Raw genomic sequence first — 22,437 nt, forward strand, 5'->3', positions numbered from 1 at the left:
GAGATTTTTTATTATTGCCTTTATCGCAAAATTTAAGACTAACTAAGTCTTATAAAGCAACAAACAGGAAGCGAAACTTTTTTCCAGTTTTTTTACCATCCGGCCTTAAAGGCCGCATCAGATTTCCTAAATACAGTTTTACATAAGGAACATCGTATGACTGTATTTCTCATGGCCGTTGTCTATGGCCTCTTAAAAACTGGCTCTCTCATAGCCCTACTTGTTGGTGCCTATAAAGGCTGGACCTTGTTCTGCAAGAACTATGACCGCCTGCCCCATATCTACCGTTCACAATGGCGATACCAGAGACGATTCATTCTCAGACGCATCTGGAAGCGAATCTTCAGCCACTGATAATGTGATCAAGCGGCATCCCCAGTCCGGCCAGCCAGCACAGACAGCACCAGGTGGTATACACCATCCTGGTCTGGCCGGATTTCCACTTACGGATGGTACGTTCGTCCACATCCAGTCGGTTCGCCAGCTGAATATCAGTCAGGGGGATAAGGTCCCGGACCAGCAGGATTTCGGGGACAGTGGGCTTCTGCCAGTCTTCTCCTCTGACCAGCGTATTACCATTGAATTTTCTGGCTTCGATAAGATCATATATGTACCGCTTGTTGTCCGTATTCACAGTGTATCTGCCTGCATAAACTGCCAAAAAACAGGATGCTCCGGCGAATAATAATATTCATGATTCAAATCCTGCTTATCAAGATATTCATTAAGTTTGCTCAGATCATATGCTGAGTAAAAAGTGCTGGAAGAGCTAACATTATACATATCGATTGTTGTCATTACATTGTCAATGTAATCAAACGAGACCTTAAAAAAGTTTAGGCTCTGGTCGTGGCAGCTTTTTAGCTGCTCGGGACGAGGAGAAAAAACGTCTATTCGCGGTTTAAAATCTAATGCAACGCCAGTAATAAAGCAGAGAGTAAAGTTATGGGATAAAGGAAGATAAATTCTATTTTCATCTTTATTAAGACAAAATATATTGGGTGCTATTGCGAATGCCGGCCTGGGTTCAGTGCTATCGAATTCATGACCTGTATGAATAACTTCAATGGTTCTGATACCAGCAAAGATCTTGTTTCGCAATATATTTATGTTGTCGTAAAGAGTCGGCTTGTTTAGTATGGATAAAAGACCAAACAATACAAACAGCGCTCTGCTTTTATCTTCTTCGGAAGAAACAGAATTAGCGACGCGCAAAATTTTGCGATAGAAATGATCTTCCATTAACTCAGGATTAGTGTGAGGCAACTGATTTATCGAATGGATGTATTCTGATAAATGATCCTGTATATCAGTATGGAACTGTTCAAGCAGTTCATGTTTGTACGGATTTTTATTTTGCGGATTATGCAGATTGAGCATTAACTGCATAACCGCGAAACTGGCAAGTTTCTCTACCGGAAAATCTTCCGGCAGTGTGTGACGGAGGCGTGAGAAATTGTGCTCGTGAATTATATCGTTCACGACCCCGGCGGTCAGGCGCTCGTACACACCGAGTTCGTCTTCAATATCGAAAGGCAGTCCTGTCTCAGCATCAATAAGACGAAAGCAGTTTTTCGATACTGCCACACTGGATATTGGCAGAGGTTGCGTGTGGAGAACGTTTTCCTTATCGGGCGTCATATAAACGGTATGACACCATACTCGCTGCTTTTCTTTTGCAGACAGAGCGGTGTCATCGCTGCGAAAGTTGCGTAGCACCCACTGTGAAAGTACATGCTGATTTTTTGTGTAGTCCATAACATTTCCTTCTGATTAAACGGGTAGACCGGGTCAGAAATCGAATTCTGTTGCCTCATCATGACCAGCAAGCCTGACCGGTTCGGGAACATGTTTACGGCGAACGATTTTTTCCGGATAGCTGAGAAAATGCTTTTCAAAAACCCGGATAAGAGCATCATTCCAGGTTGCCTTTATTCTTTTTCGAACATCATGCGGCTCCATGACAGTTATATTATAACGCTGATTAGTTAAGTTATTTTCTTGAAACTTACGAAGAGACTCTCTGGAATCATCGCAGAGCTTTCCTGTAGTCCATAACTCAACATTAATTTCAGCATTTGGGTATTCCTTTTTTGCATAGCTGAAGAATACAGGAACCTGTTTTCCAATCCATTTTTTGACATCCTCATGTCTCACAGTCGAATAGGGCTTATAACCTTTGCATTCAATAAAAGTAATTTTTGCATACCCATTCACACTAAGCACATCACATTCCGCTGTTTCCCCTTTAAGTGACTTACATATCTTTCCAACCTCGACATCCTTACTATCTATACGTACGGTCTCAGCGACAATATATTCAAACAAATCCCCCTGAAGCTGATTAGTAACACCGGCTATATTCGTCAGTTTGGACATGATGTCATCTATTGCTGCTATATTATTTTTTAAGCTGAGCGTTATTGAGCCAACCAGATCCCGTAACTGAAAGAGCGCATCAGCAAACTCTTTTCCGAATAGATTCTCTGGTGTCGCGGGTATTATCCCGGTACGCTTCATTTCGAGAAAAGCTTCTTCGCTGTATTCGTCGGCAATAAACATAAACAGACATCTTGGGCTGTTCCTGAGGCTGTTTATCGATCGACATTTTGTAATAAAGGGTTGGAGATGCACAAGACTGAGCTTACAGCCCAGAAGCATGTCGCAGACAAAGAAACCAGGTCGAATTTCCCCTGACCGGGAGAACTGTAGAAGAGGATTAAGATAGGATGCTGCAGTGACGTCAAAATCAAAATTTGCCACACAGGGTGCCTGATCTGAATCGATTTCCTCCCGCGTGCGCAGCGTGTCGTAACTAATGATGCCGTTATGACGGACCCACTGACTCAGGGATTTCATCAGAACTGACTCGGTGAGCAGCCTAGCTTTAAGGGGATGGAGCGCGCGCTGATACCCGTTATCATTTTTTTCTGTTAGCGCCACACACTCACCCAGACTTGGTAACGTAACAACCCTGACCATCTTGTACTGAAGCAGACCGTCCAGAACTGACTTCCAGGATAATCTGTTTTTCATTGCTACCGGTGAACCGCAGGCTGCAGGAAAATGTCTGACCGGCAGGATCCCCCCGCGTGCCCGGAGGCAACTCAGGGCGAGACCGTAGGCCGATCCGGTATCAAGGAGGGCTGTATTGAGACTTGACCAGAAGCTCCCGGTACCATACTGCTGTTTCAGATAAATAAATCGTTCGCGCTTGGGGAAAAGCTTGTCAACACAGTGGATCTGCCCTGCAGAAGCCGCCCGGGAAATCTGTTTGCGTGCGGTATCACGGTTAACTCCTTGGGTTTTCAGCATTTCCTCTACAAGTACAGAGCTAAGACAAGGACCGATTTTGCGTAACGAAGTAACTATAAGTGATGTCATCTTTTGCTCGCTTGTCACACTGCGTATTTAATAATAACAATACACTCTAGATGCTAAACAACAAAGCCTGAGTTTTAATTTAATAATTACAGTAACTTAAGAATGGATAGTAAGACTGTTTAGATTATCTGTCACAAACCAGATTTTCCTGCAGTAAACACTGTTACTGACAAACGCAGTATGGATGATATATACAGCCTAAGAGATTCAGCCATCAAGCTCATGAAAATTCGTGAATTCAACGTTCACAATTTCATCGAGACAAACGGATATACCATGTCTATCAATACCGAACACAGCATCGCTACCCGGCGGCAATTCTCTAACGGATGTGTATGCGTAACTCAGCGCGGCTTCAAGCGCACCTTTTATCATTGTTTTATGGTCCGTCGTTTTGACCGTACCGATGCTGGTCAGCGTCTTCATTTTGCATCCGCCATGACGTTGACCCGACACCAGGATGGGGATGATTACTCAGCAGGAGTCAGCTATCTGGAGCTGGCTGAAGTTCTCATCAGAAATGGCGCGCAGACCAATGCTGACTTACAGGAACTCTGGTCACGCATAGTTTTTAATATTCTAGTCTCTAACTCTGATGATCATTTGCGAAACCACGGGTTTATTCTGGTTCCCGGCAAGGGATGGCGACTTTCTGAAGCCTACGATATAAATCCGGCTCCCAGAGCTGATGGCTTGAAACTGAATATTACTGAGGCGGATAACGCGCTTGATTTGGAATTAGCCCGGGAAGTTGCTGAATACTTTCGCCTGAAACTGACCGAAGCTGATGAGATTATTGCCAACTACCGGTGGATAGTCAGCCAATGGAGAGCTATTGCGGACAGCCTTACTCTTCCTTACCGGGAGCAGGAACAAATGGCGGAGGCGTTCAGACGTGCAATGTGAGTAGTAAACTGCAAATCATGTTCGGAGCACTTTCTTTTACCGCAAGCCGGAATAGCACTTCAGAGAGCACTCCGTTGAAGTTCTAAGAAGAAAGGTCATTGTGACTGGCGATAAATCCTACTGTAAACCCATATGCTTAAAAAAACGTGTTTTATCGACATATCGCCGCAACGTGTCGATGGCATAAACATGTTTTGGCTATATGTTTAAAAAATGGTTTTCATCGACATATCCTCAGAAGCTTGGTGCAGACTATCACTACCAGAGTGATATCGACCTTTGAGTGGGGTCCATAGCCAGTAAACTTAGGCAGCCTTTTGTAGCGATTGAGAGGTCTCCCTACAACAGGTAGTCGAAGCATTGAATCAGGGCGAAACGCCCGATCAGATTATTATCCGCATGAACCAACAGGGTCTGCTGGCGTGGCGTGAAGACGCATCCGTGCAGGATGCACACGATGTTTTTCAGGTGCGTCTGGATAATCAGCATGAGGCGCGGTTTCTCTGTCGTTACGTCACGCTGCCGTTGCACTGATTACCGTCTCCATGTAACGCGAAATTGAAGAGTGCTGTTTATCACCGGATAAATTAATATGCTATAAAATAAAGAGTTAGCATATGTCGTTTCAGGGATGATGAGTTGTAAATGAAGAAGAAACTGCCAGACCAGATTTCCAGAGAATGCATTATTGCGGCTATGCGCGCCTATGATGAAGGTGTACGCCACCAGTTCAGCGAGTCCCGGCTATATGACGTGGTCTTTGAAGGGCGCAGTTATCCACCGAAAGCGATAGTCGGTATTGCCGCCTCAAATATGACAGGCGTTGAGTTTTTACCTGAAGATTTTAGTGGTGGTATCAAGTCGAAATGCGTCAAGTTGCTTACCGATCAAGGGTTTCAGATCGTTGAGAAAAACATGGGTAACGAGCAGCCTGCCATCAGCATTTTTCCTGATGAATTACCGCCGCAGAGCGTATTTACTGAAGGTACCGCTACGCAGGTAACGGTTAACCGCTATGAACGCGACCGTAAGGCCCGGCAGGCCGCATTAGCCTGGCATGGTTGTCTGTGCAAAGTATGCGGTATTGATATGATGAAGGTGTATGGCGAGATAGCAAAAGGTTTTATCCATATACATCACCTGATTCCGCTTTCAGACATCAAAGAGAATTACTCTCTGGATCCCAAAAAAGATCTTATTCCCGTCTGTCCTAATTGCCATGCCATGTTGCATCGGCGTAATCCGCCTTTTTCGCCTGAAGAATTGAAATCAATTATTGAATATCATGCGGCTCTTTAGGTATTAAAGCCCATTCGCTGTAGCTCGGTGGAAAAGAGTATTTTGATATAAATTGCTATTCGCGCAGCAACTTCAGCCACGGATTATTCACCGGCACTTTCTCCCCCAATACCTGCTTCGGATCTTCCATCAGAAAACCTTTCAACTGACTACTTTTCTTTTGTGGAACCCGAACCTCGCTGGTCCAGATAAAACTGTCATCATTACAGCGCAGGGCCAGCCCTGACTCCTGAAACATTCGCTGTGCCAGTTTCCAGCCGTCGCCGGTATCGCCTGTAGTTTCTGCTGCGTATGTCTTAAAGATCCCCGGCGAAATCAAGAAAAGATGGTTTTCCACCACATGTACCTTGCCGTTCCGGGTATTCACCGTGCCTGAAGGGTTGGTGTGGTTCTTCAGCCACTGCAGGAAGTTGTTATTGTCACCAAGTCTCGGGTCGTCTGCTATCTCCGGCAGCGGTTGAGTCGGTGTGCTAAGTTCAGGGGCGGGTTCGGCTTCACTTACCGGTGTCACATCACCGGCAAAGCTGGTGGGGCGTTGTTCTCCCTGTTCCCAGATTGCAGATGGTGTTAGGCGCAGCAGCGTCAGTGGTTCAACGGGCGACCAGCCTTTATCCGATCGGATAATGCAGCGCCAAATCGCTTTATCTTCGTTGGCAACAATAAGCTGATGCGTCAGCAGTTCGTCAAACAGGCGGTTATTGTTTTCCGGTACGCTGGATACGCCATGCTGGAGCAGCCAGGCGCGAACCCGGTCGGCGGTGGTTTTGCTGATAAGCCACAGCGCATCCTCCGTCAGCCAGCCATCGGATCCGCATTCGGGGTTATTCAGTCGATAATCGTTCTGCACCAGCGACCGTAAGGCTGTAAGAAGCTGCTGGGGAAAGGAAGAGGGCTTTTGTGCCAGCGCAGTTTTGATATCGCCGCCAAGGTATCGGGCGACAGAGGCTTTATCGGCCTGCTGTACCAGTTCCGCCAGCGCGCCAGCCCGTTCGTAGTGTCCGGTGATCTGATAAATCAGGGACGCAAAAACCGTGGGGTATCCGGCCAGCCAGTGCAGTAATGGCGAGGGTATCAACTGATTAATCAGCACTGCGCCAGCCGCCGGATGCAGGTGGTAATCACGGCCACTGTTACGGTACTGCCAGCGATAAGGCTGCGCCAGATTACCCTGCCACGGATGCCAGCGAGTTCCATCACGTTGATGAACCTCCATATCCACGGCGATTTTTCCCGCGTCGTGCAGCAATGCCGCGCAGACCACTGCGACCGTCCATGCGCTGGCCTGCCGGGCCTGTTCTTCCGCGCCCGCTTCTGGTGGCAGCAGATAGCCCTGGCGCAGTCGGATGGCGTTGCAGGCAACTTCCAGCGAATGGTCCAGTAGTCCGCCGGGAATGGAATGGTGATGACTTTGTGAGGCGGGCAGCAGTTGTACCAGTGCGGCGAAGCGGTGAATCGCCGCGAGGATCCAGCTATCAAACAGGGTATCTGGCAGCGGGGTCAGTTGCCGTAGCTGGTGCAGACACGACTGGCGTAACGGTGTCGCCAGCAACTGTTCTGCGGATTGTGGCGCAAACCAACCCTCCGGCAGCGTAGCGTCTGGTGCAGGTGGCTGGCTCTGGGATGGTCTTTGTAGCCACTTCAGCATATTTCCCCTTTCCGGGCAGGCCCCTTTGCCCTTGTCGCCCTTCCTTTGCAGTCTCTCCCTTTGGGCCTTTTGAGCACAGTAAGTTTTTATCACTCGCGTTGAAGATTTCGCGTATGCATGGTGATACGTAAGTGGACAAATTTTGAACTAATGGTTATATTGGTTAGTAAGGTTATCCTGGTTAGATCAAGAGATGCGAGGTATGCGTTATGGCTCCCGGAACAGCAGTAAGAATGGAGAAAGACGCCGGACGTGTAGTGGTCGATGGTGGAGACGTACGCCTCTCTTTTGCGCGGGATAAACATCAGGGCGTGCGCAAACAGGACCAGACATACACGGTGGAGCTGATCGTTAAAGATGTGGACAGCAGCATTGATGCGCTGCAACACCAGCTTGAAACATTGCTGCGTGCGACAGAAGCGCTGAAGAATAAACGCAAGACTGTGAAATCTGGCAATGTTGAAACTCTGCTGTCATTGTTTAAAACGGCTCTGGAAACAGAACCACAGGAAAAAGGTTTACATGGCCTTGTCGACGAGGAAAGGCTGGCGCAAGCAAGAGCAAGGCTGGTTGACGAAGGCTGGCTGACCGCGCGCGAAATCGCGCAACTGGCGGGGTTTTCTGCGCTGAATCCTTCTTCGCAACCCAGCAAGTGGAAGCGTGCAGGCCGTATTTACTCGGTATATAAAAAAGGCGTGGGCGAGGTATTTCCCCGCTATGCGCTGGATGAAAATCTGCGGCCTTTGCCTGTGGTTAAAGTGATTCTGGATATTCTGGCCGAAGTGAAAACCCCATGGGGCATAGCCGAGTGGTTCGCCACTTCAAATGATTTGTTAGCCGGGAAGATGCCGCAGGAGATGTTGCTGCGTTATCCGTCTAATGTTATTCAGGCAGCGGAAGCGGAAGCCGGGCGGATGCGGGATGGCGCAGAATAAATCCGCCAGGAACGAGTTTGGTACGCCGCAGCTTCTTGTGGCGCGTATCGCGTCGCCTCCGGACAATATATTGGTGAACAGGGTCATTCTGCCGCCGGATAGCCGAATGCACCGCTGTCATTCCCTTCAGTGGTCTGGCGATAGTTTTAATCCCGGAAGAGATCTGCAATCCTGGGAATATGGCGCACGCTTCAGCTCCTTTAAGGATGATGCAGGGCAATATGTTCCCTGGCTGTATGCAGCAGGTTCACTGCAGGGCGCGCTGGCGGAGACCGTGTTTCACGATCTTATCGGCGAAGCACGGACAGGATTTCTCAGCCTCAGGCCTTTCAGAAACTGGGGCTACACGGAACTTGCCAGTACCAGAAAACTGCAACTAGCTAGTCTGAAGTCGCAGGATCTCTATCGCATGGGCACCAGTAAGGCTGACTTGATCGAGAGCGGAAGGCTACTGTATACGCAGACTCGACTGTGGGCACGGGCAATATATCTTCAGCATTCTGATATCGATGGACTGGTCTGGAAATCGCGGCAGCATGATGACAGTGATGCGTTTGTGCTGTTCGGTGACAGGGTCAAACCGGGAGATCTGCGTATCGCCAGTCCAACGGTTCGCTTTACGGATGATGTTTCTACAGGATACGAAATACAGCAGATGGCACAGCGGCTTGGCGTTATTCTCTCTGATGAATAAAGTGGCCGATCGAAACCGGCCACTCCGTTCCACTTACCACCAGGCATAAAACATCAGCCTGTCTCGCTCAAAATCAAACGTCTCCAGCGTCTCTTTCACCCAGAGAGTGACGGCGCGGACATCCTTCCAGTAGTGTTCTCCATAATCGGTATAACCATAGAAAAAGCCATCAATTGTGGGATAAACCGCACCGCAGTTATCCGGCGTCAGGCTCTGCAGGTCGCTCAGAAGCGCCTGCAAATGTGCTTTTGTGACTTCTAACAGTACCTGGTTACGTACCAGCCCAACGTGTTTATCCATCCATTTGAGTAACGGGTTCACCTTGCGGAAATAACCCACTCTGTCGTACTGGCTTTCATCGGGCGCGTTTTTTGCCCGTTCGAAAAAGAAGAGATCGAGTCCCATATATCACTCCAGAAAAAAGGGGAGCAACTTCCCGACGGGGAAGGCTTCCCGTGCGGGTGGGCTGTCAGGCGCTAAGCTGACAGGGTTGTGGTACAGCGTTGAGCAGCCATTCACTGGCGTGGCGCGCCATACCGCTGGCGCGGATCACCGCCCGTTTGTCCTGGCGCAGGATATCCAGCCAGTAGCCGATATAGCTGGCGTGCTGGAGCCTGCCCTGAATGCCGCAATGGGCGCACAGGAAGGCGCTACCCATCTCTGCCACTAACTCTTCAGCAGCGTATAGCGCTTCGGTGCGTTCCGCTCCGGCAATACCGGGGCGGTTCAGGCGTGAAGCGTGTCCGGTGGCGTGCGTCAGTTCGTGCAACAGCGTGGAGTAATACGCCTCGCTGCTTTCAAACTGTTGCGGGTGCGGCATCATCACCAGGTCGGTCGCGGGTTTGTAATACGCTTTCGACTGGCGGCGGTGGCGCAGCGTCACGCTGCTATTCATCGCGATGGCTTCAGCCATCTCCACAGGCGTTGCGGGCCGGGTTAACGGCTCAGACAGTGTCTGCGGCAGGCTATCGCACTGCGACAGGTTAAACAGCCGAAATTCACGAATGATCCCGAAATGCCGTACCTTCGGCTCGCCGTCTTTATCCAGCAACGGCTGACCGAGTGCGTCGGTCTCTTCCTGCGTGCGCGGCAGATACAGCACCGCCAGAGAGGATTTCTCCCCACGGCGCACTTGCCCGCCGAGCGCGCTGACCTGGCGAAACGTCAGCCAGCGGTCGCTGGCAAAACTCTGCTTATCCGCGCTGTTCCACAGCAGCGGCACGTTGATGCCGTGATACGGTCGACCGGATAACGCATTGATCGGGAACGGCGGTTCGCCGTCTCGCCACGGGCGGATCCACGGCACATTGCCGTTTTCCAGCTCAGCGATAATCTGGTCGGTGACTTTCTGATAGATATCGTTGCTTCTGTCCATCGTGCGATCCTCATGGAAGAAGCCGGAGCCACCTCCATCCGGAAGCGACTCCGGCGGGGAGAGGTTAAGCCTGTTCAGCCATCGAAACCTGTACATAGTGGCCGTGATAGTTGAGCGACAACGGTAAGGCGACAGGGACTTTCATATCGCCCTGCGGCGGCTGGCAGTAGATCGTAAAGGTGACTTTCTTGCGGGACGTCCCGGCGGTGCGCAGGGTCAGCAGTACGGTGAGCAACAGATTGCCCAGCCGTTCTTCCACCTGCTTCGGGTCGGCGGGAAATTCCACAGCGGATTGCCAGACATCAGGGGCGATAACCACCGGCATTAACGACGGTTTTTTATCGAAAAGCGACATGGTATTTCTCCTGTAAATGAACAGGGAACACCCTTCGCAGGGCGTTTCCCTGCGGGATGGAATGGTACGGGTATCCTGCGCATCTGCGCCGTTCGCGCCTTCCGGATACATGGCGAACTTACTGCATGGCTGGCGGTAGTGTTTTCTGCGCGGGTGATAAAAGGGAGGGGAAAATCATTACCGAGGCTGAAGAGTTTATGGTGTACTAAGTAGATGTAACTGTCTGAATTAATCGCTAAAGTCTGTTGATATTGAATATTGCAAATGTTTACTGAATTTAATTTTTGATGAGGCTAATATTGTGACCGATTACAGGGGGGGCATCATGAGTGAAAGTGTAAGCTACTTTGACAAAGTTATATCTTTAATAAATGCATTCGTACCAGTCCTTGCTATTTATTTTGCTCAGAGACTTTGGCATGCCAAAAATATTGAGCGAGCGCATCAAGCGGCAAATGATTTTCTTGACGAAATGACATCATTACCTATGAGAGTAATGTTGCTAGAAACAGAGATAGTCAGAGGGCTCGTTAGAACTGAATCAGCTATTAACTATAAGAATAAAAATGAAATTGTATGTGAATTATTGCGTCTCATGGATGGCTCTAATAAGATCAAACTTTCATTTTTTAACTCCTATGAAAGAGTTGCTCGGAGAGGGATTAACATCAAACCTTTTCAGAAACATATGAAACTCGAAAAATCTGTTATTGATTTTACTGAGCATGTTTCTAAAATTCTCCATAATGCAGCAGATTCTATTAATAGGTCGACTACAACTGAGGAATATCGAGGGCCATTCAGAATATTAGCAGAGGAAAGAATGGTTATAAACAGAAATAAAAATGCACTCAATGATGCTTGTGCCGCTACAAAGGATATTTCATTCGATGACTATTTTGTTTTTCCTTCAACATGTCGTTGGTTCAAACATAAATGGGATAATTTGGTTCGATTTTTTTCAAATCCGTTTAAACGTAAGCAATGATTTATGAAGTCATTCTCTAATACGTTTGTCGGGTATTAGTATTAGATGATTACCAAGTTTTAAATCGAACAAAATATCTTGACTAAGGTATCCGCGTTTTACTGACGATCATTTTCCCAACCTGTTCACCAGCGCTACGGATATCACCGATCGCGCTGCCCATCGCCCCAGCGACTGCTGCGCCGATCCTTACACCCGCCCACGTCAGCGCACCCAGCCAGAATGCCGGTAGCACCAGGAACATCACGCCCATAATGATATTCACAATCAGATCGTCGGAGGTATTTTGCAGGCCCCAGAGGTTGAAGTACGAATGGGTATCGCTGTCGTACATCATCTGCATTAGCCAGTTATCCAGCCAGCGGGCCAGTTCCCACCAGAAGGTTAGAAAGAACAGGGCGAACTGCACAAAGCTCAGCGTGATGACCGTTTTAAGATCCCATGCGGAGAACAACAGAATCACCGGAATACAAATCACCAGCGCCATTTCGAGGAACGCCTGCACCATCGGCAGCGCCTGGCGGACGTTATCAAATGCCGGAAACAGAGCGTAGCTCGAAAGCCCCGCGCCGATGATCCCGCCGACACGACTGAGCAACTGCGTCTGGCTGAGATTATCCCCCGCACTCCCACCAAACCCGTTGTACACCAGCCCACCCTGCGACACCTGCATATTGCGCGGGCTCACCAGCGAGCGCAGTACTGCTTCTTCATACTCCTCTTTAAACTGCCCCAGTTTTTGTAGTTGCTGCCAGAGCGTGGTATCGACCTGCTTCAGTAGCCGGTTTTTCAGCCCCGCATCGCCATCGGACCACCACTCCTTACACGTTGGATAGCCTCCGCCACCCATATCACTCAGACCATCGTCGCGGCTGGCGTCATAAGGCCAGGCGGCGCGGGGCGAACGGGAGTGATCGTGGTCGTAATAGCCCGGCGTGGCGAGATAAAAAGACGATCCCACCCAGTCCACTTCCCGGCTCTGTTCTTCACTGATATCGCTGCCCAGTCGCTTGAGGCGTGTGCGCGACGGCCCGTAGCAGTCGTTAACGAAATCCTGTAGCTCCTGCGCCATCGCCGGATCGGCGATTCGGGTGTGCTGCACCTCAAAGCGTAGCTGGCGCAGGTCCGGCTTGCAGGGCAGCACCGCAACGGCGGCGCTGGTGATGCCTTTGCCAAGCGCGTGAGTGAAGTACCACCACACCGGAACGGAAGCGCTCTGGCCGCTAAGTTCGTTGATGAGCGGCGCATAGCCGGAATCACCGGGCTGCACCACCGACCAGCCGCACTGTTTTGTGCGCTGGCTGTCATAGCTGAGGGTATTGATATCGACATTGAGGAACGGCACACCCGCGAAGAAGATCACCAGCAGGGCGCTGTAGAGCGAGTGTTCTACCCAGACGACCAGCAGGCGGGCGACGTTGCCTTCATCGGCCCCCTGGCCGCGCGCCTTCAGCCACAGGGCAACCAGTTTTGCCAGCAGGGGCAGGGCGAACAGCCCGGTGGCGGTCAGCGTTTGCCAGACGCCGTTGTTCACCAGCCAGCCGAGCAGGGTGAGCACGTACTCGAAATAGCTGCTGGCGGTCATCGCGGGCTGTCCGGCTGCGGGTTATTCAGCTTATGCACACGACGGTCGCTGTCGTCCGGCACTTCCACCGCCTGCCCCTGAAGCTGGTCGCGCTGTTGTTTGCGTTGCAGGATCTGACTGGCGGTATTGCGTGTCAGCGCCTGGCGGAAATCGAGTTCCAGTTTCAGTTGATTCAACTCCTCGTCCAGTTGAGCGGTGGTTTTACCCAGGCTCTCCTGCGCCTCTTTGACGTTGGCGATATTGGGTTCGCGCATGCCCGCGAGCAGTGTGCGCCGGGCCAGCAGCGCCTGCTCGGTGACGCGGGCCAGCGCCAGCTCTCCCGACAGCCGTTCGGTGAGGACGGCAACGTCCGGATCGTCGCGCAGCGCCTCGACCACACCACGGGTAAGCTGCATGGATCCGCCGGAAGCTTTCGCCAGATTGTCGAAGCCTGGCTTCTGACTGCCATTAACCAGATCCGTCAGGAGGGGCAGGATCTTCGCTTTTTCTTCGTCGATCAGCGGATGCAGGCCGATCCCCGCCTGCGCGCCGGAACGGGCATCAGGATCGTCGGTAGCCTGCGCCACGCTGATGGTCTGCTCGCCGACCACGCGGGTCATCCATCCGGCAGCCTCTTCAGGGGATTTCCAGGTAGTGCAAAGTTCCCCGTCGCATTCAGAGGAGGTAAGAGAAGTTGTGCTGGTGGTAGGCTGCTGGTTGAGGATATTCCAGCCTGCGGCGGTGGCGTCATGGACTACCTTAATCGGTAACTGGCCTTTGCCACCGCGCTTTTCACCGCCCACCCAGCGTTTACCCTTGTCGGCGGCCTCTTTTGCCGCTTTCTGGTCGGTGCGGATGGCATCGCTGTCGCTGGCGGCGAGGGACTGGTAATTCTCCGCTTTGGCTCCGGAAAACCAGGCGGAGTCGGCCGCTAAATCGGTCATCTTCTCCGCCATTTTCTGGCAGTTCAGCAGCGATTTATCGAAATCCAGCCGCCCCTGTAATACGCCGTTGGTCAGCAGGTCGTAAAGCTGTGGATTGGCGCGCTGGATAATCATTGCGGGCAGGCTGGCGACCGCCCCGGTGGCGCTCTGGATGACGTTGCCCATCAGTTGCTGGAAGCCGTCGGTAATGCCGTTAAGCTGGTTGCGCACCGTGGTGTCGATGTCGAAATTGCCGCACATCATATCGCTGTTCCAGCCAATGCCGACGCTGAGCGGTGAGGGGCTGCGGCGCACAGGGGGCGGCATCACGGCTTCGCCGCCGCCAATCTGATAGTAAAGCAGGTCGTCAACCGAACCCTGCTTGCGGAAGCTGTAGTCATCGGCAGCCACGCAAACCCCTGTGAAAAACAGTAAGACCAGGCAAAGGACTCTCATCACCCCCTCCGTTAACCCGTACTGCCGAGAAAGGTCTGCCCGCGGCGCGGGCAGCACTTGTAAGGCCGCCACAGCGTCCAGGCGTACGCGCCGTTCTCCGCCAGCTTGTTGGCGTAGGTGTCGGCAACGCTGCCGTCCGGGAATGCCGAACAGGCGGCTGATTTTTTCGGTGTCAGCATCTGCCATCGGTGGTTGCTGCTGTCGCCTTCGATAACCGGGGGCGGCGGCCAGTATCCGGCGCGGGATGAGGCCGTCAGCGGCGTGTAGATATGCGGTTGCCCGATACGCGTCACCAGATCGGCCACGCGCTGGGCGATAACGGCGGCAGCTTTATAGTCGTGTGTCTGGCTGATAGCCCCTGCGCGCGGGTAGATATTGCCCCACATATCGCCGTTCTGACTGACTTCCCGCATACCCGGCGTCAGCGCTTCCGGCCTGGTCATCTCCGGCACGCCGCTGCGCCATGCCAGCGTATCCACCTGGCTCAGAAAATAAGGCTCAAAAGGTTGCAATGAAGGCGAGCAGACATAGCCAAACTCAGTGAAGAATTTTGCCAGCTCATCGCCAGCCGGAAAGCCAATGGCGTCGGCGTTTTTAAAGCGGATTTTGCTGTGCTGGCTGGCCGAACGCGGATTAGTGTCGCCGCCGCCTTCGGCAATGCCGGGTATTGGCGGGTTGAGCGGTGACATTTCCGTCCACGGGTTTTGCCCGGTGAGGCTGTAAGCCGACACCACCAGATCCGGGCGGAAATGGCTGACCTTCGCCGAGGTGCGCACCGTGCAGCCAAACGGCGTGCAGTACAGCCAGTAGCACAGGCCGACCACCCGGTATTGCACACAACCGGGCGTCAGCGCGGAGGCGGCGATCTCCGGCGTGGTGATGGCCCTGAGCGGTAATGAAACGCACAGTAGTAAAAGAGTGAATTGGGCTCGCATCGTGCCTCCGGCAACAGAGATTTCTTCTGCCGGGTGTAGCGTACTACCGGTGCATTCACTGCATAAAACTGGAGGCTGCCCGTAAAAATTGTTGAGTTCTGCATCATCATTCTGTGCGGCTTCTGATGGTATTCTCTGGCTCGGGCCAGAACTGCGAAGGCAGTTCCGGCCTGTTTTTTTTCATTTTTTATTTTCATAAGGAGCAAAGGCTAATGCCTGAAAAAAGAAAGCATCTCACGCGTCATGAAGTGGGACAGATACTGCTTGCCGCAGACAGAGGGATCCATTTTGAGCGCGATTATTGCCTGATTCAGATGTGTTTTTTACACGGCCTGCGGGTCAGTGAACTGTGCGGGATGCGTCTGTCGGATATCGATCTGGTTGGGGGATCGGTCTATGTCCGGCGGCTGAAAAACAGCCTCTCGACACAGCATCCGCTGTTCGATACCGAACTGCCCGCGCTGATGCGCTGGCTACAGGTCCGCAACCGCTGGCGCGATGCGGATTCAGACTGGCTGTTCCTGTCACAGAAGGGCGGCGCGCTGTCGCGTCATCAGGTCAGGTTGTTACTCAAACGTTACGGTGAACTGGCTGGCGTCAGCATTGCTGCCTATCCGCATATGCTACGGCACGGCTGCGGTTACGCGCTGGCGGATTTAGGGCGGGATACCCGTCTGATACAGGATTATCTGGGGCACCGGAACATCCGGCATACGGTGATTTATACGGCGACAAATACGCAGAGGTTTATGAATGTCTGGGGAAATGTGAGAGAAAACCACACAATTAGTGCCAGAATGTAAAGTAGTATCAGAAAAATTTAGCAAAGTGTCAAAATTTTTCTGAGACCCCTTTTGATAACGGACTATCTTGTTGTTTTTAAATTGATATTAAATGTAACTAATATGTGTTTTCCTCTGGCCCTGCTGGCAACGTGCTTAAGTGGTTCACGTTGCCAGTTTTCACTTGCTCACCGCGTTACTGTTTTATGCCATTTCGAACGCTATGCTTCGCCTCCGCTGACATTTTATTTTTCACTCTCTTCGTCCACCGCATTTTCTCCTGAACTCACCACTCTGGCACTAACGGGAAAGTCTGACGCAGGTTTTTTCGCCGCCGGAGTGAAGCAGGGTTGAGCCCTGTGTGATCTTTCATCAAGGAGAAACGTATGAAAAAAACGATGTTAAGCGCGTGTTTTTTACTGGTGGCCGGGAGTGCGGTCGCCGCCGACGGCACCATCCACTTCACCGGTAGCATTACCGACCAGACCTGTACCGTGGACAGCGGTTCGCAAAACCTGAATGTGGATCTGGGTACTGTGGCGAAAGCCGCACTGGATGGCGCATCCGGGATGAAGGCCTCCCCGACGCGCTTCACCCTCAACCTGAGCGACTGCCCGGACACGGTCAATGGGGCGAATGTGAAGTTTGACGGGACGTCAGATGGCTTAAACCAGAACCTGCTGGCGCTGGACAGCGGTACCGGGATTGCGACCGGCGTCGGTATTGAAATCGCTGATAAAAATGGTACCGCCATCCCCCTGCATACGGCATCAACGGATTACCTCCTCGTAGAAGGCAATAATACGCTGGACTTTGTCGCCCGCTATGTCTCCACCGGCACCGCTGTGACCACAGGTACAGCTAACGGTACCTCGCAGTTCACCATTAACTACAAGTAATGCTGTGCCGCCGCGGGGTCCACCTCCCATCCTACCCGACCCGGTGTACCGCCGCATAACAGGGAACGTTTCGCAGGGATGCGTATTTTTCGTCCGGAGAACATAAAAAATGAACAGGTATGCAGACGTGGTGCTGGCGCTGTTGCTGGTTTTCTTAAGCGTGCAGGCGCAGGCCGGGATCGTGATTGGCGGGACGCGCGTCATTTATGGTGGGGATAAAAAAGAGACCTCCGCATCGATACGCAATCCTGAGAAATCCGGCGTGTATCTGGTACAAAGCTGGGTGGACAGCGGTGAACAGGGTGGCAAAACGCCGTTTATCGTCACGCCGCCGCTGTTTCGCATCAACCCCGGTGAAGAGAACATGCTGCGTATTGTGCGTACCGGGGGCAACCTGCCGCAGGACAGGGAGTCGGTGTACTGGCTGAACGTGAAATCGATCCCCGCCACCGATGACAGCCAGCCGCGCACCAACGTGTTGCAGGTGGTGGTCAAGTCGCGCCTGAAGCTATTTTACCGCCCGGCGGGGCTGGAAGGGCCGCCGGAGAGTGCGTATCAACAGTTGAGCGTCGCCCGCAGCGGTAACCAACTTACCGTCAGCAATCCCACACCGTATTACGTCACGCTGTTCACCCTGAAGGTCGACGGGCAGGAAATTAAAGAAGCGGACATGGTACCGCCGAAGGGCAGTGCCAGCTTCACGCTGCCATCGGCCACCGCATCCACCGTGACCTGGCAGGCCATCAGCGACTACGGCGGCATCAGCCAGACCGAAAGCCGTAAGCTATGAAGGAGGACGTGATGAATAACCCGACGCCACGTCTGACGCTGCTATTGATGATGATCCTGTTGCCAGGCTATCTTCGCAACGCCGATGCCCGCGAGGCTTTTAACACCCACGCGCTGGAAATTGATAATCCCGGCCAGCCGGTGGCGGATTTATCCGCCTTTGCCGAATCCGACGGCCAGCTTCCCGGCACTTACCGTGTTGCCGTCTATGTGAACGGCGAAAAACAGGGCGAGGCGCAGGATATCGCCTTTGCCGCCGGAGCGGATAAAAAGCTCGCGGCACAGATCACGCCTGCCATGCTGAAAGCCTGGGGCGTAAAAACCGACGTCTTCCCGGCGCTGGCGGCACTGCCGCCGGATAAGCCGCTGGACGACATTGGCCGCTATATCCCGATGGCCGCCACTGACCTGCGCTTCAGCAAACTCCAGCTTAACGTCAGCATTCCGCAGGCGGCGATGAATACCAGCGCCCGGGGCTGGGTGGATCCGTCCGAATGGGACGAAGGCGTGCCCGCCGCGCTGCTCAACTACAACCTCAGCGGCAGTAACACCTGGCGCGACGGGGAAAACGGTTCGGACGATAACTACTACGCCAACCTGCAAAGCGGCATCAACCTCGGCGCGTGGCGGCTGCGTAACTACTCGACCTGGAACTATGACGAGGACAACGGCAGCCACTGGGATTCGGTGAACACGTATCTTCAGCGGGATATCCAGCGTCTAAAAGGGCAACTGACGCTCGGCGACAGCTACACGCCGTCTGATATCTTCGACAGCGTCCAGTTTCGCGGCGCGCAGCTGGCCTCCGACGACAATATGCTGCCGGACAGCCTGCGCGGGTTCGCCCCGATTATCCGTGGCATTGCCCAGTCGAACGCGCAGGTGACCATTAAGCAAAACGGCTACATCATCTACCAGAGCTACGTTGCGCCGGGCGCGTTCACCATCAGCGACCTCTACCCGACCTCCGGCAGCGGCGATCTGGAAGTGACCATCAAAGAGGCCGACGGTAGCGAGCGTACCTTCGTCCAGCCGTTCTCGGCGGTGCCGATCATGCAGCGCGAAGGGCGTCTGAAATATGCCCTCACCGCCGGGAAATACCGCAGCGGCAACGAGGACAGCGATGAACCGGAGTTCGGCCAGGTCACGGCGATTTATGGCCTCCCGTATGCCATCACCGTTTATGGCGGCACGCTCTACTCGGAGGATTACCAGTCCGGGGCGGCGGGGCTCGGTTTTGGCCTCGGTGAACTCGGCTCGCTTTCCGCCGATATCACCGCTGCCCACACCACGCTCAATAATGACGACAGCCATAACGGGCAGTCGTACCGGGTGCAGTATTCGAAGGATTTTCAGACCACCGACACTAGCTTCACGCTGGCGGCGTACCGCTATTCCACCGCCGGGTTTTACACCTTCCAGGAAGCGAACGACCTGCGCGTGGACAGCGACGACGGTTGGCAGATGACGTACAACAAACGCCAGCGTCTCCAGCTCGATCTCAGCCAGAGTATCGGCAGCTACGGCTCGTTTTTTGTCTCCGGCTACCAGCAGGACTACTGGCAGGAGGACGGTTATGAACGCACCCTGAGTACCGGCTGGAACGGTAACATCGATGGCATCAGCTACAGCGTGACGTACAGCTACAGCGACTACCCGGAAAGCACCCAGCCCGCCGACCAGCAGCTGGCGTTCAACATCCAGGTGCCGCTCAGCCGCTTTATGCCGAATGCCTGGGCCAGCTACAGCGTCAACACCGCGAAACACGGCGACACCCGCCAGCAGGTGGGGCTCAACGGCACGGCGCTTGCCGACAACAACCTCAGCTACAGCCTCCAGCAGAGCTACACCAACCACGGCGTGGGCGGCTCCGGCAATATCAGCGCCGACTATAAAGGTGGGCAGGGTGAAATCACCGGCGGCTACAACTATGACGACGACACGCAGCAGGTCAACTACGGCCTGAAGGGCGGCATCGTCGCGCATCCGCACGGCATCACGCTGTCCCAGCCGCTCGGCCAGTCGCTGGCGGTAGTCAACGCGCCCGGCGCGGATGATACGAAGGTGCAGAACAACACCGGCGTCTATACCGACTGGCGTGGCTATGCGGTGGTGCCGTACGTCAATCCGTACAAGAAAAACCGTATTGCACTGGATACCAGTACCCTCGGTGATGAGGTGGATATCGACACCGCCGTGCAGACCGTGACGCCAACGCAGGGCGCGGTGGTGATGGCGAACTTCAACACCCGCGTCGGACGGCGCGTGCTGATGACGCTGTATTACCGTGGGCTGCCGGTACCGTTTGGTGCGCAGGCGAAGCTGAAAGAGGGCGGCAGCGGTATCGTTGGCGACGACGGCCAGGTGTACCTGACGGGTGTGCCGGAGGAAGGGGATATCACGGTGAACTGGAACGGGGCGCAGCAGTGCGTGGTGCATTACCGATTGCCGGAACAGGAAAATCCGCCACCGGTCATCACGGTGACTCAGGAATGCCAGGAGGTTGCTAAATGATGTTATGGCGCGGAATGATGCTGCTGGTGGTCATGGCCTTTTGCCAGACTTCATGGGCGTTTTGCTCGGTGGCAGGGAGTTTTTCTATCAGCCCCGGTACGGTAGTGGTCCAGCGGGACGCGGTGGTAGGACAGCCCATCAGCGACTGGCTGATGTCAAATGAAGGCGTGGCCTATCAGGACTGTAATTATGACGGCACCCCGCAATACGCCATCAATGCCGGTATCAAAAACACAGGCGCAAAAGCCAGTATCACCTGGAACGGGGAGGCGGTGTTCAAAACCAACGTACCGGGCGTGGGGTATGTGTTTGAAGGCCGGACCTCCGTGGACAGTAATCCGTTACCGGAAAACTGGACCGGTATCGCCAGCGGGCAGTCGCAGGTGTTCACCCTCCAGATTAGCCACAGCGCTGGTTACCATCCCTCGATTAATGACCAGGCGCGGATCCGCCTGATCAAAACCGGTGATATTACTCCCGGTGCGCTGAGTGGCTCACCCGGACGTTTTATTGCCGGTACCCGGGAGAACGCACAGTGGTCAAATGAACTTCCCATCACCTTTTCCGGGGGACAAATCACCACGATCGCCTGCTCGGTCACATCACCGGACGTGATTGAGGTATCGCTGGGCCAGCATAAAAAATCTGAGTTCTCCGGACCGGGTTCGTCCACCGGATGGAAGGCGTTCAATATCGGCCTGGACTGCGACAAAAGTGCCCGCATAAACGTCCAGATAGATGCCGCACAGGATCCGTCTAATGTCGCAGGCGTGATGAAGCTGGACAGCGCGCCAGGCGATATGACCGCCACCGGGGTGGGCGTGCAACTGTACTTTGCGCCGGATGACAGCGCCGTGCAGTTCGGCCAGAGCCGCTTCTACTACACCTCACCGAACGGCGGCTCAGAGACGGTGCAGCTTAAGGCGCGGTACTACCAGACTACGGCAGCGATAACGGCGGGCACGGCCAACGCCACGGCCACCTTTACGCTGACCTATAAGTGATCCTGCCGGAGCCATGAGATGAGAAACGTCATTCTGTTCTTTTTACTGCTGATGGCTGTGTCTGATGTCGCAATGGCAAGCTGCTCATTTACCGGCGGCGTGACGTCCGAACTGGCGGGATATCTGAACTTTGGCAACGTCACCGTCCAGCGGGATGCGCCAGTGGGGAGCGTGCTGGCCACCGATGTTACAGGGGCTTACAACAACGGCAACGCTATCGCCGGATGTACGCGTGAAGCCTGGACCGCGCGCTGGGAACTGACCCAATGGGGCACCCTGAGTGGCTATGGTAGCGGCGTTTACAACACCAACCTGCCCGGCGTCGGGCTGCGGCTGAGCACCGCCTCATCGGGTAAAGTTCTGCCTTATGAAAGTAGTTACCCCTATAACGCCGGGGGTTCCTGGGCCTCCATTCCCGGCGATGGTATCAAAGGTGAGCTTATCAAAACCGGGAATATCACCAGCGGCACGTTAACCAACGGCGTGCTGGCCAGGGCGTCGGTGGTAAACCGGTTTTACTTTGCCAACGTCACGCTGAACGGGACCAACACGGTGAAATCTGAAGCCTGTAGTGTCACCACGCCGTCTGTAGACGTCCCCATGAGGGATCACGATAAAAGTGAATTCAGCGGGGCGGGATCAACAACCGACTGGGTGAGCTTCGATATCGGCCTGAACTGCGATGTGGGTGCGCGAATTAACGTGCGTATTGATGCCCCGGCGGATGCGTCTGCGGGTTCGCAAGGCGTTATGCAGCTTGATAGCGGTGGCGCATCCGGCGTGGGGATCCAGCTGCACTACCGCCCGGATGATGCCGTCGTCCAGTATGGCCTGGAGCGATTTTACTGGCAGTCGGTGTATGGCGACGAGATTGTTCAGCTTAAGGCGCGGTACTACCAGACGGCAGGAACGATAACGCCGGGTGCGGCAAACGGCACGGCGACCTTTACGCTGACGTATAAATAGCCCTGGATTCCGGTTTGTTACGGT

Annotated in this window: 23 protein-coding genes; 13 read left to right on the forward strand and 10 right to left on the reverse strand. The window is 53.4% G+C overall.

The features are described 5' to 3' along the window. Positions 1-156: 156 nt before the first annotated feature. Positions 157-354 carry a hypothetical protein gene (locus FDX24_RS23900; protein ID WP_047366511.1) on the forward strand — a complete coding sequence of 66 codons (198 nt, stop codon included), beginning with the start codon at positions 157-159 and terminating at the stop codon, positions 352-354. Here the strand turns inward: FDX24_RS23900 and FDX24_RS20495 are convergent. From FDX24_RS20495 to FDX24_RS20505, 3 genes are read right to left on the reverse strand one after another with little or no spacing between them, the layout of a single operon-like run. Next, positions 344-634 carry a korC gene (locus FDX24_RS20495; RefSeq protein WP_137364832.1) on the reverse strand — a complete coding sequence of 97 codons (291 nt, stop codon included), beginning with the start codon at positions 632-634 and terminating at the stop codon, positions 344-346. The genes FDX24_RS23900 and FDX24_RS20495 overlap by 11 nt on opposite strands. Beyond that, entirely contained in the window at positions 631-1,758 is a 1,128-nt protein-coding gene (locus tag FDX24_RS20500; protein ID WP_137364833.1) for a DUF4238 domain-containing protein, read from the reverse strand. The genes FDX24_RS20495 and FDX24_RS20500 overlap by 4 nt, the downstream gene beginning before the upstream one ends. 33 nt (positions 1,759-1,791) lie before the next feature. Beyond that, a complete protein-coding gene (locus tag FDX24_RS20505) occupies positions 1,792-3,384 on the reverse strand; it encodes a hypothetical protein (RefSeq protein ID WP_137364834.1) in 1,593 nt (530 codons plus the stop codon). 222 nt (positions 3,385-3,606) lie between these two features. On the opposite strand from FDX24_RS20505, the gene FDX24_RS20510 reads away from it, so the two are divergent. The 3 genes from FDX24_RS20510 (at position 3,607) to FDX24_RS20515 (ending at position 5,589) form a co-directional block, all read left to right on the forward strand. Continuing rightward, positions 3,607-4,290 (forward strand): type II toxin-antitoxin system HipA family toxin, encoded by a 684-nt coding sequence (locus FDX24_RS20510; protein WP_252362829.1) that lies wholly within the window; start codon positions 3,607-3,609, stop codon positions 4,288-4,290. A 360-nt stretch (positions 4,291-4,650) separates the two neighbouring features. Further along, positions 4,651-4,824 (forward strand): hypothetical protein, encoded by a 174-nt coding sequence (locus FDX24_RS23495; RefSeq protein ID WP_170973082.1) that lies wholly within the window; start codon positions 4,651-4,653, stop codon positions 4,822-4,824. A gap of 111 nt (positions 4,825-4,935) precedes the next feature. Next, positions 4,936-5,589, forward strand: coding sequence for an HNH endonuclease (locus tag FDX24_RS20515; protein WP_137364835.1), 654 nt, complete (start codon positions 4,936-4,938; stop codon positions 5,587-5,589). 55 nt (positions 5,590-5,644) lie between these two features. Here FDX24_RS20515 and mobH read toward each other — a convergent pair whose 3' ends face one another. Then, positions 5,645-7,234, reverse strand: a complete 1,590-nt coding sequence (mobH, locus tag FDX24_RS20520; protein WP_137364836.1) for a MobH family relaxase — start codon at positions 7,232-7,234, stop codon at positions 5,645-5,647. A 209-nt stretch (positions 7,235-7,443) separates the two neighbouring features. On the opposite strand from mobH, the gene FDX24_RS20525 reads away from it, so the two are divergent. Together FDX24_RS20525 and FDX24_RS20530 are read left to right on the forward strand one after the other, a co-directional pair. Next, entirely contained in the window at positions 7,444-8,169 is a 726-nt protein-coding gene (locus FDX24_RS20525) for a hypothetical protein (protein ID WP_137364837.1), read from the forward strand. Beyond that, positions 8,156-8,863: an RES family NAD+ phosphorylase gene (locus FDX24_RS20530; protein WP_137364838.1), complete on the forward strand. Its 708-nt coding sequence runs from the start codon at positions 8,156-8,158 to the stop codon at positions 8,861-8,863. The genes FDX24_RS20525 and FDX24_RS20530 overlap by 14 nt, the downstream gene beginning before the upstream one ends. A 33-nt stretch (positions 8,864-8,896) precedes the next feature. Here the strand turns inward: FDX24_RS20530 and FDX24_RS20535 are convergent, their stop codons facing one another. From FDX24_RS20535 to FDX24_RS20545, 3 genes are all read right to left on the reverse strand, one after another. Continuing rightward, positions 8,897-9,268, reverse strand: a complete 372-nt coding sequence (locus FDX24_RS20535) for a hypothetical protein (protein WP_137364839.1) — start codon at positions 9,266-9,268, stop codon at positions 8,897-8,899. A 64-nt stretch (positions 9,269-9,332) separates the two neighbouring features. Continuing rightward, entirely contained in the window at positions 9,333-10,238 is a 906-nt protein-coding gene (locus FDX24_RS20540) for an ArdC family protein (protein WP_137364840.1), read from the reverse strand. A gap of 64 nt (positions 10,239-10,302) precedes the next feature. Next, a complete protein-coding gene (locus FDX24_RS20545; RefSeq protein ID WP_137364841.1) occupies positions 10,303-10,593 on the reverse strand; it encodes a hypothetical protein in 291 nt (96 codons plus the stop codon). 325 nt (positions 10,594-10,918) lie between these two features. Here FDX24_RS20545 and FDX24_RS20550 point away from each other — a divergent pair, with 325 nt between their 5' ends. Then, the gene (locus tag FDX24_RS20550) at positions 10,919-11,581 is read left to right on the forward strand and encodes a hypothetical protein (protein WP_137364842.1); all 663 of its coding nucleotides are present in this window, start codon (positions 10,919-10,921) and stop codon (positions 11,579-11,581) included. A gap of 82 nt (positions 11,582-11,663) precedes the next feature. On the opposite strand, the gene FDX24_RS20555 is transcribed toward FDX24_RS20550, so the two are convergent. The 3 genes from FDX24_RS20555 to FDX24_RS20565 are packed head-to-tail and all read right to left on the reverse strand — an operon-like array spanning position 11,664 to position 15,459. After that, positions 11,664-13,166 carry a conjugal transfer protein TraG N-terminal domain-containing protein gene (locus FDX24_RS20555; RefSeq protein WP_137364843.1) on the reverse strand — a complete coding sequence of 501 codons (1,503 nt, stop codon included), beginning with the start codon at positions 13,164-13,166 and terminating at the stop codon, positions 11,664-11,666. Further along, a complete protein-coding gene (locus FDX24_RS20560) occupies positions 13,163-14,524 on the reverse strand; it encodes an integrating conjugative element protein (RefSeq protein WP_137364844.1) in 1,362 nt (453 codons plus the stop codon). Before FDX24_RS20560 ends, FDX24_RS20555 begins: the two co-directional genes overlap by 4 nt. Before the next feature lie 11 nt (positions 14,525-14,535). Next, positions 14,536-15,459 (reverse strand): TIGR03756 family integrating conjugative element protein, encoded by a 924-nt coding sequence (locus FDX24_RS20565; protein ID WP_137364845.1) that lies wholly within the window; start codon positions 15,457-15,459, stop codon positions 14,536-14,538. A gap of 212 nt (positions 15,460-15,671) precedes the next feature. Here FDX24_RS20565 and FDX24_RS20570 point away from each other — a divergent pair, with 212 nt between their 5' ends. From FDX24_RS20570 to FDX24_RS20595, 6 genes are all read left to right on the forward strand, one after another. Continuing rightward, positions 15,672-16,262, forward strand: coding sequence for a tyrosine-type DNA invertase (locus FDX24_RS20570; protein ID WP_032942221.1), 591 nt, complete (start codon positions 15,672-15,674; stop codon positions 16,260-16,262). A 365-nt stretch (positions 16,263-16,627) separates the two neighbouring features. Further along, positions 16,628-17,140 (forward strand): fimbrial protein, encoded by a 513-nt coding sequence (locus tag FDX24_RS20575; RefSeq protein ID WP_137364846.1) that lies wholly within the window; start codon positions 16,628-16,630, stop codon positions 17,138-17,140. Between the two features lie 109 nt (positions 17,141-17,249). Continuing rightward, a complete protein-coding gene (locus FDX24_RS20580; protein ID WP_137364847.1) occupies positions 17,250-17,930 on the forward strand; it encodes a molecular chaperone in 681 nt (226 codons plus the stop codon). A gap of 11 nt (positions 17,931-17,941) precedes the next feature. Beyond that, the gene (locus FDX24_RS20585; RefSeq protein ID WP_137364848.1) at positions 17,942-20,443 is read left to right on the forward strand and encodes a fimbria/pilus outer membrane usher protein; all 2,502 of its coding nucleotides are present in this window, start codon (positions 17,942-17,944) and stop codon (positions 20,441-20,443) included. After that, positions 20,440-21,447 carry a fimbrial protein gene (locus FDX24_RS20590; protein ID WP_137364849.1) on the forward strand — a complete coding sequence of 336 codons (1,008 nt, stop codon included), beginning with the start codon at positions 20,440-20,442 and terminating at the stop codon, positions 21,445-21,447. The genes FDX24_RS20585 and FDX24_RS20590 overlap by 4 nt, the downstream gene beginning before the upstream one ends. Positions 21,448-21,465: 18 nt before the next feature. After that, positions 21,466-22,413, forward strand: coding sequence for a fimbrial protein (locus FDX24_RS20595; protein ID WP_137364850.1), 948 nt, complete (start codon positions 21,466-21,468; stop codon positions 22,411-22,413). The last annotated feature ends 24 nt before the right edge of the window (positions 22,414-22,437 follow it).

The organism is Citrobacter sp. wls716 (genome assembly GCF_005280975.1).
Taxonomy (GTDB): Bacteria; Pseudomonadota; Gammaproteobacteria; order Enterobacterales; family Enterobacteriaceae; genus Citrobacter; species Citrobacter youngae.

Excerpts from the sequence above, each read along its gene's own strand:
- FDX24_RS23900 (WP_047366511.1), top strand. The coding sequence starts at position 157 with ATGACTGTATTTCTCATGGCCGTTGTCTATGGCCTCTTAAAAACTGGC.
- FDX24_RS20500 (WP_137364833.1), bottom strand. The coding sequence starts at position 1,758 with ATGGACTACACAAAAAATCAGCATGTACTTTCACAGTGGGTGCTACGC.
- FDX24_RS20505 (WP_137364834.1), bottom strand. The coding sequence starts at position 3,384 with ATGACATCACTTATAGTTACTTCGTTACGCAAAATCGGTCCTTGTCTT.
- FDX24_RS20510 (WP_252362829.1), top strand. The coding sequence starts at position 3,607 with ATGAAAATTCGTGAATTCAACGTTCACAATTTCATCGAGACAAACGGA.
- FDX24_RS20515 (WP_137364835.1), top strand. The coding sequence starts at position 4,936 with ATGAAGAAGAAACTGCCAGACCAGATTTCCAGAGAATGCATTATTGCG.
- mobH (WP_137364836.1), bottom strand. The coding sequence starts at position 7,234 with ATGCTGAAGTGGCTACAAAGACCATCCCAGAGCCAGCCACCTGCACCA.
- FDX24_RS20525 (WP_137364837.1), top strand. The coding sequence starts at position 7,444 with ATGGCTCCCGGAACAGCAGTAAGAATGGAGAAAGACGCCGGACGTGTA.
- FDX24_RS20530 (WP_137364838.1), top strand. The coding sequence starts at position 8,156 with ATGGCGCAGAATAAATCCGCCAGGAACGAGTTTGGTACGCCGCAGCTT.
- FDX24_RS20535 (WP_137364839.1), bottom strand. The coding sequence starts at position 9,268 with ATGGGACTCGATCTCTTCTTTTTCGAACGGGCAAAAAACGCGCCCGAT.
- FDX24_RS20540 (WP_137364840.1), bottom strand. The coding sequence starts at position 10,238 with ATGGACAGAAGCAACGATATCTATCAGAAAGTCACCGACCAGATTATC.
- FDX24_RS20545 (WP_137364841.1), bottom strand. The coding sequence starts at position 10,593 with ATGTCGCTTTTCGATAAAAAACCGTCGTTAATGCCGGTGGTTATCGCC.
- FDX24_RS20550 (WP_137364842.1), top strand. The coding sequence starts at position 10,919 with ATGAGTGAAAGTGTAAGCTACTTTGACAAAGTTATATCTTTAATAAAT.
- FDX24_RS20555 (WP_137364843.1), bottom strand. The coding sequence starts at position 13,166 with ATGACCGCCAGCAGCTATTTCGAGTACGTGCTCACCCTGCTCGGCTGG.
- FDX24_RS20560 (WP_137364844.1), bottom strand. The coding sequence starts at position 14,524 with ATGAGAGTCCTTTGCCTGGTCTTACTGTTTTTCACAGGGGTTTGCGTG.
- FDX24_RS20565 (WP_137364845.1), bottom strand. The coding sequence starts at position 15,459 with ATGCGAGCCCAATTCACTCTTTTACTACTGTGCGTTTCATTACCGCTC.
- FDX24_RS20570 (WP_032942221.1), top strand. The coding sequence starts at position 15,672 with ATGCCTGAAAAAAGAAAGCATCTCACGCGTCATGAAGTGGGACAGATA.
- FDX24_RS20575 (WP_137364846.1), top strand. The coding sequence starts at position 16,628 with ATGAAAAAAACGATGTTAAGCGCGTGTTTTTTACTGGTGGCCGGGAGT.
- FDX24_RS20580 (WP_137364847.1), top strand. The coding sequence starts at position 17,250 with ATGAACAGGTATGCAGACGTGGTGCTGGCGCTGTTGCTGGTTTTCTTA.
- FDX24_RS20585 (WP_137364848.1), top strand. The coding sequence starts at position 17,942 with ATGAATAACCCGACGCCACGTCTGACGCTGCTATTGATGATGATCCTG.
- FDX24_RS20590 (WP_137364849.1), top strand. The coding sequence starts at position 20,440 with ATGATGTTATGGCGCGGAATGATGCTGCTGGTGGTCATGGCCTTTTGC.
- FDX24_RS20595 (WP_137364850.1), top strand. The coding sequence starts at position 21,466 with ATGAGAAACGTCATTCTGTTCTTTTTACTGCTGATGGCTGTGTCTGAT.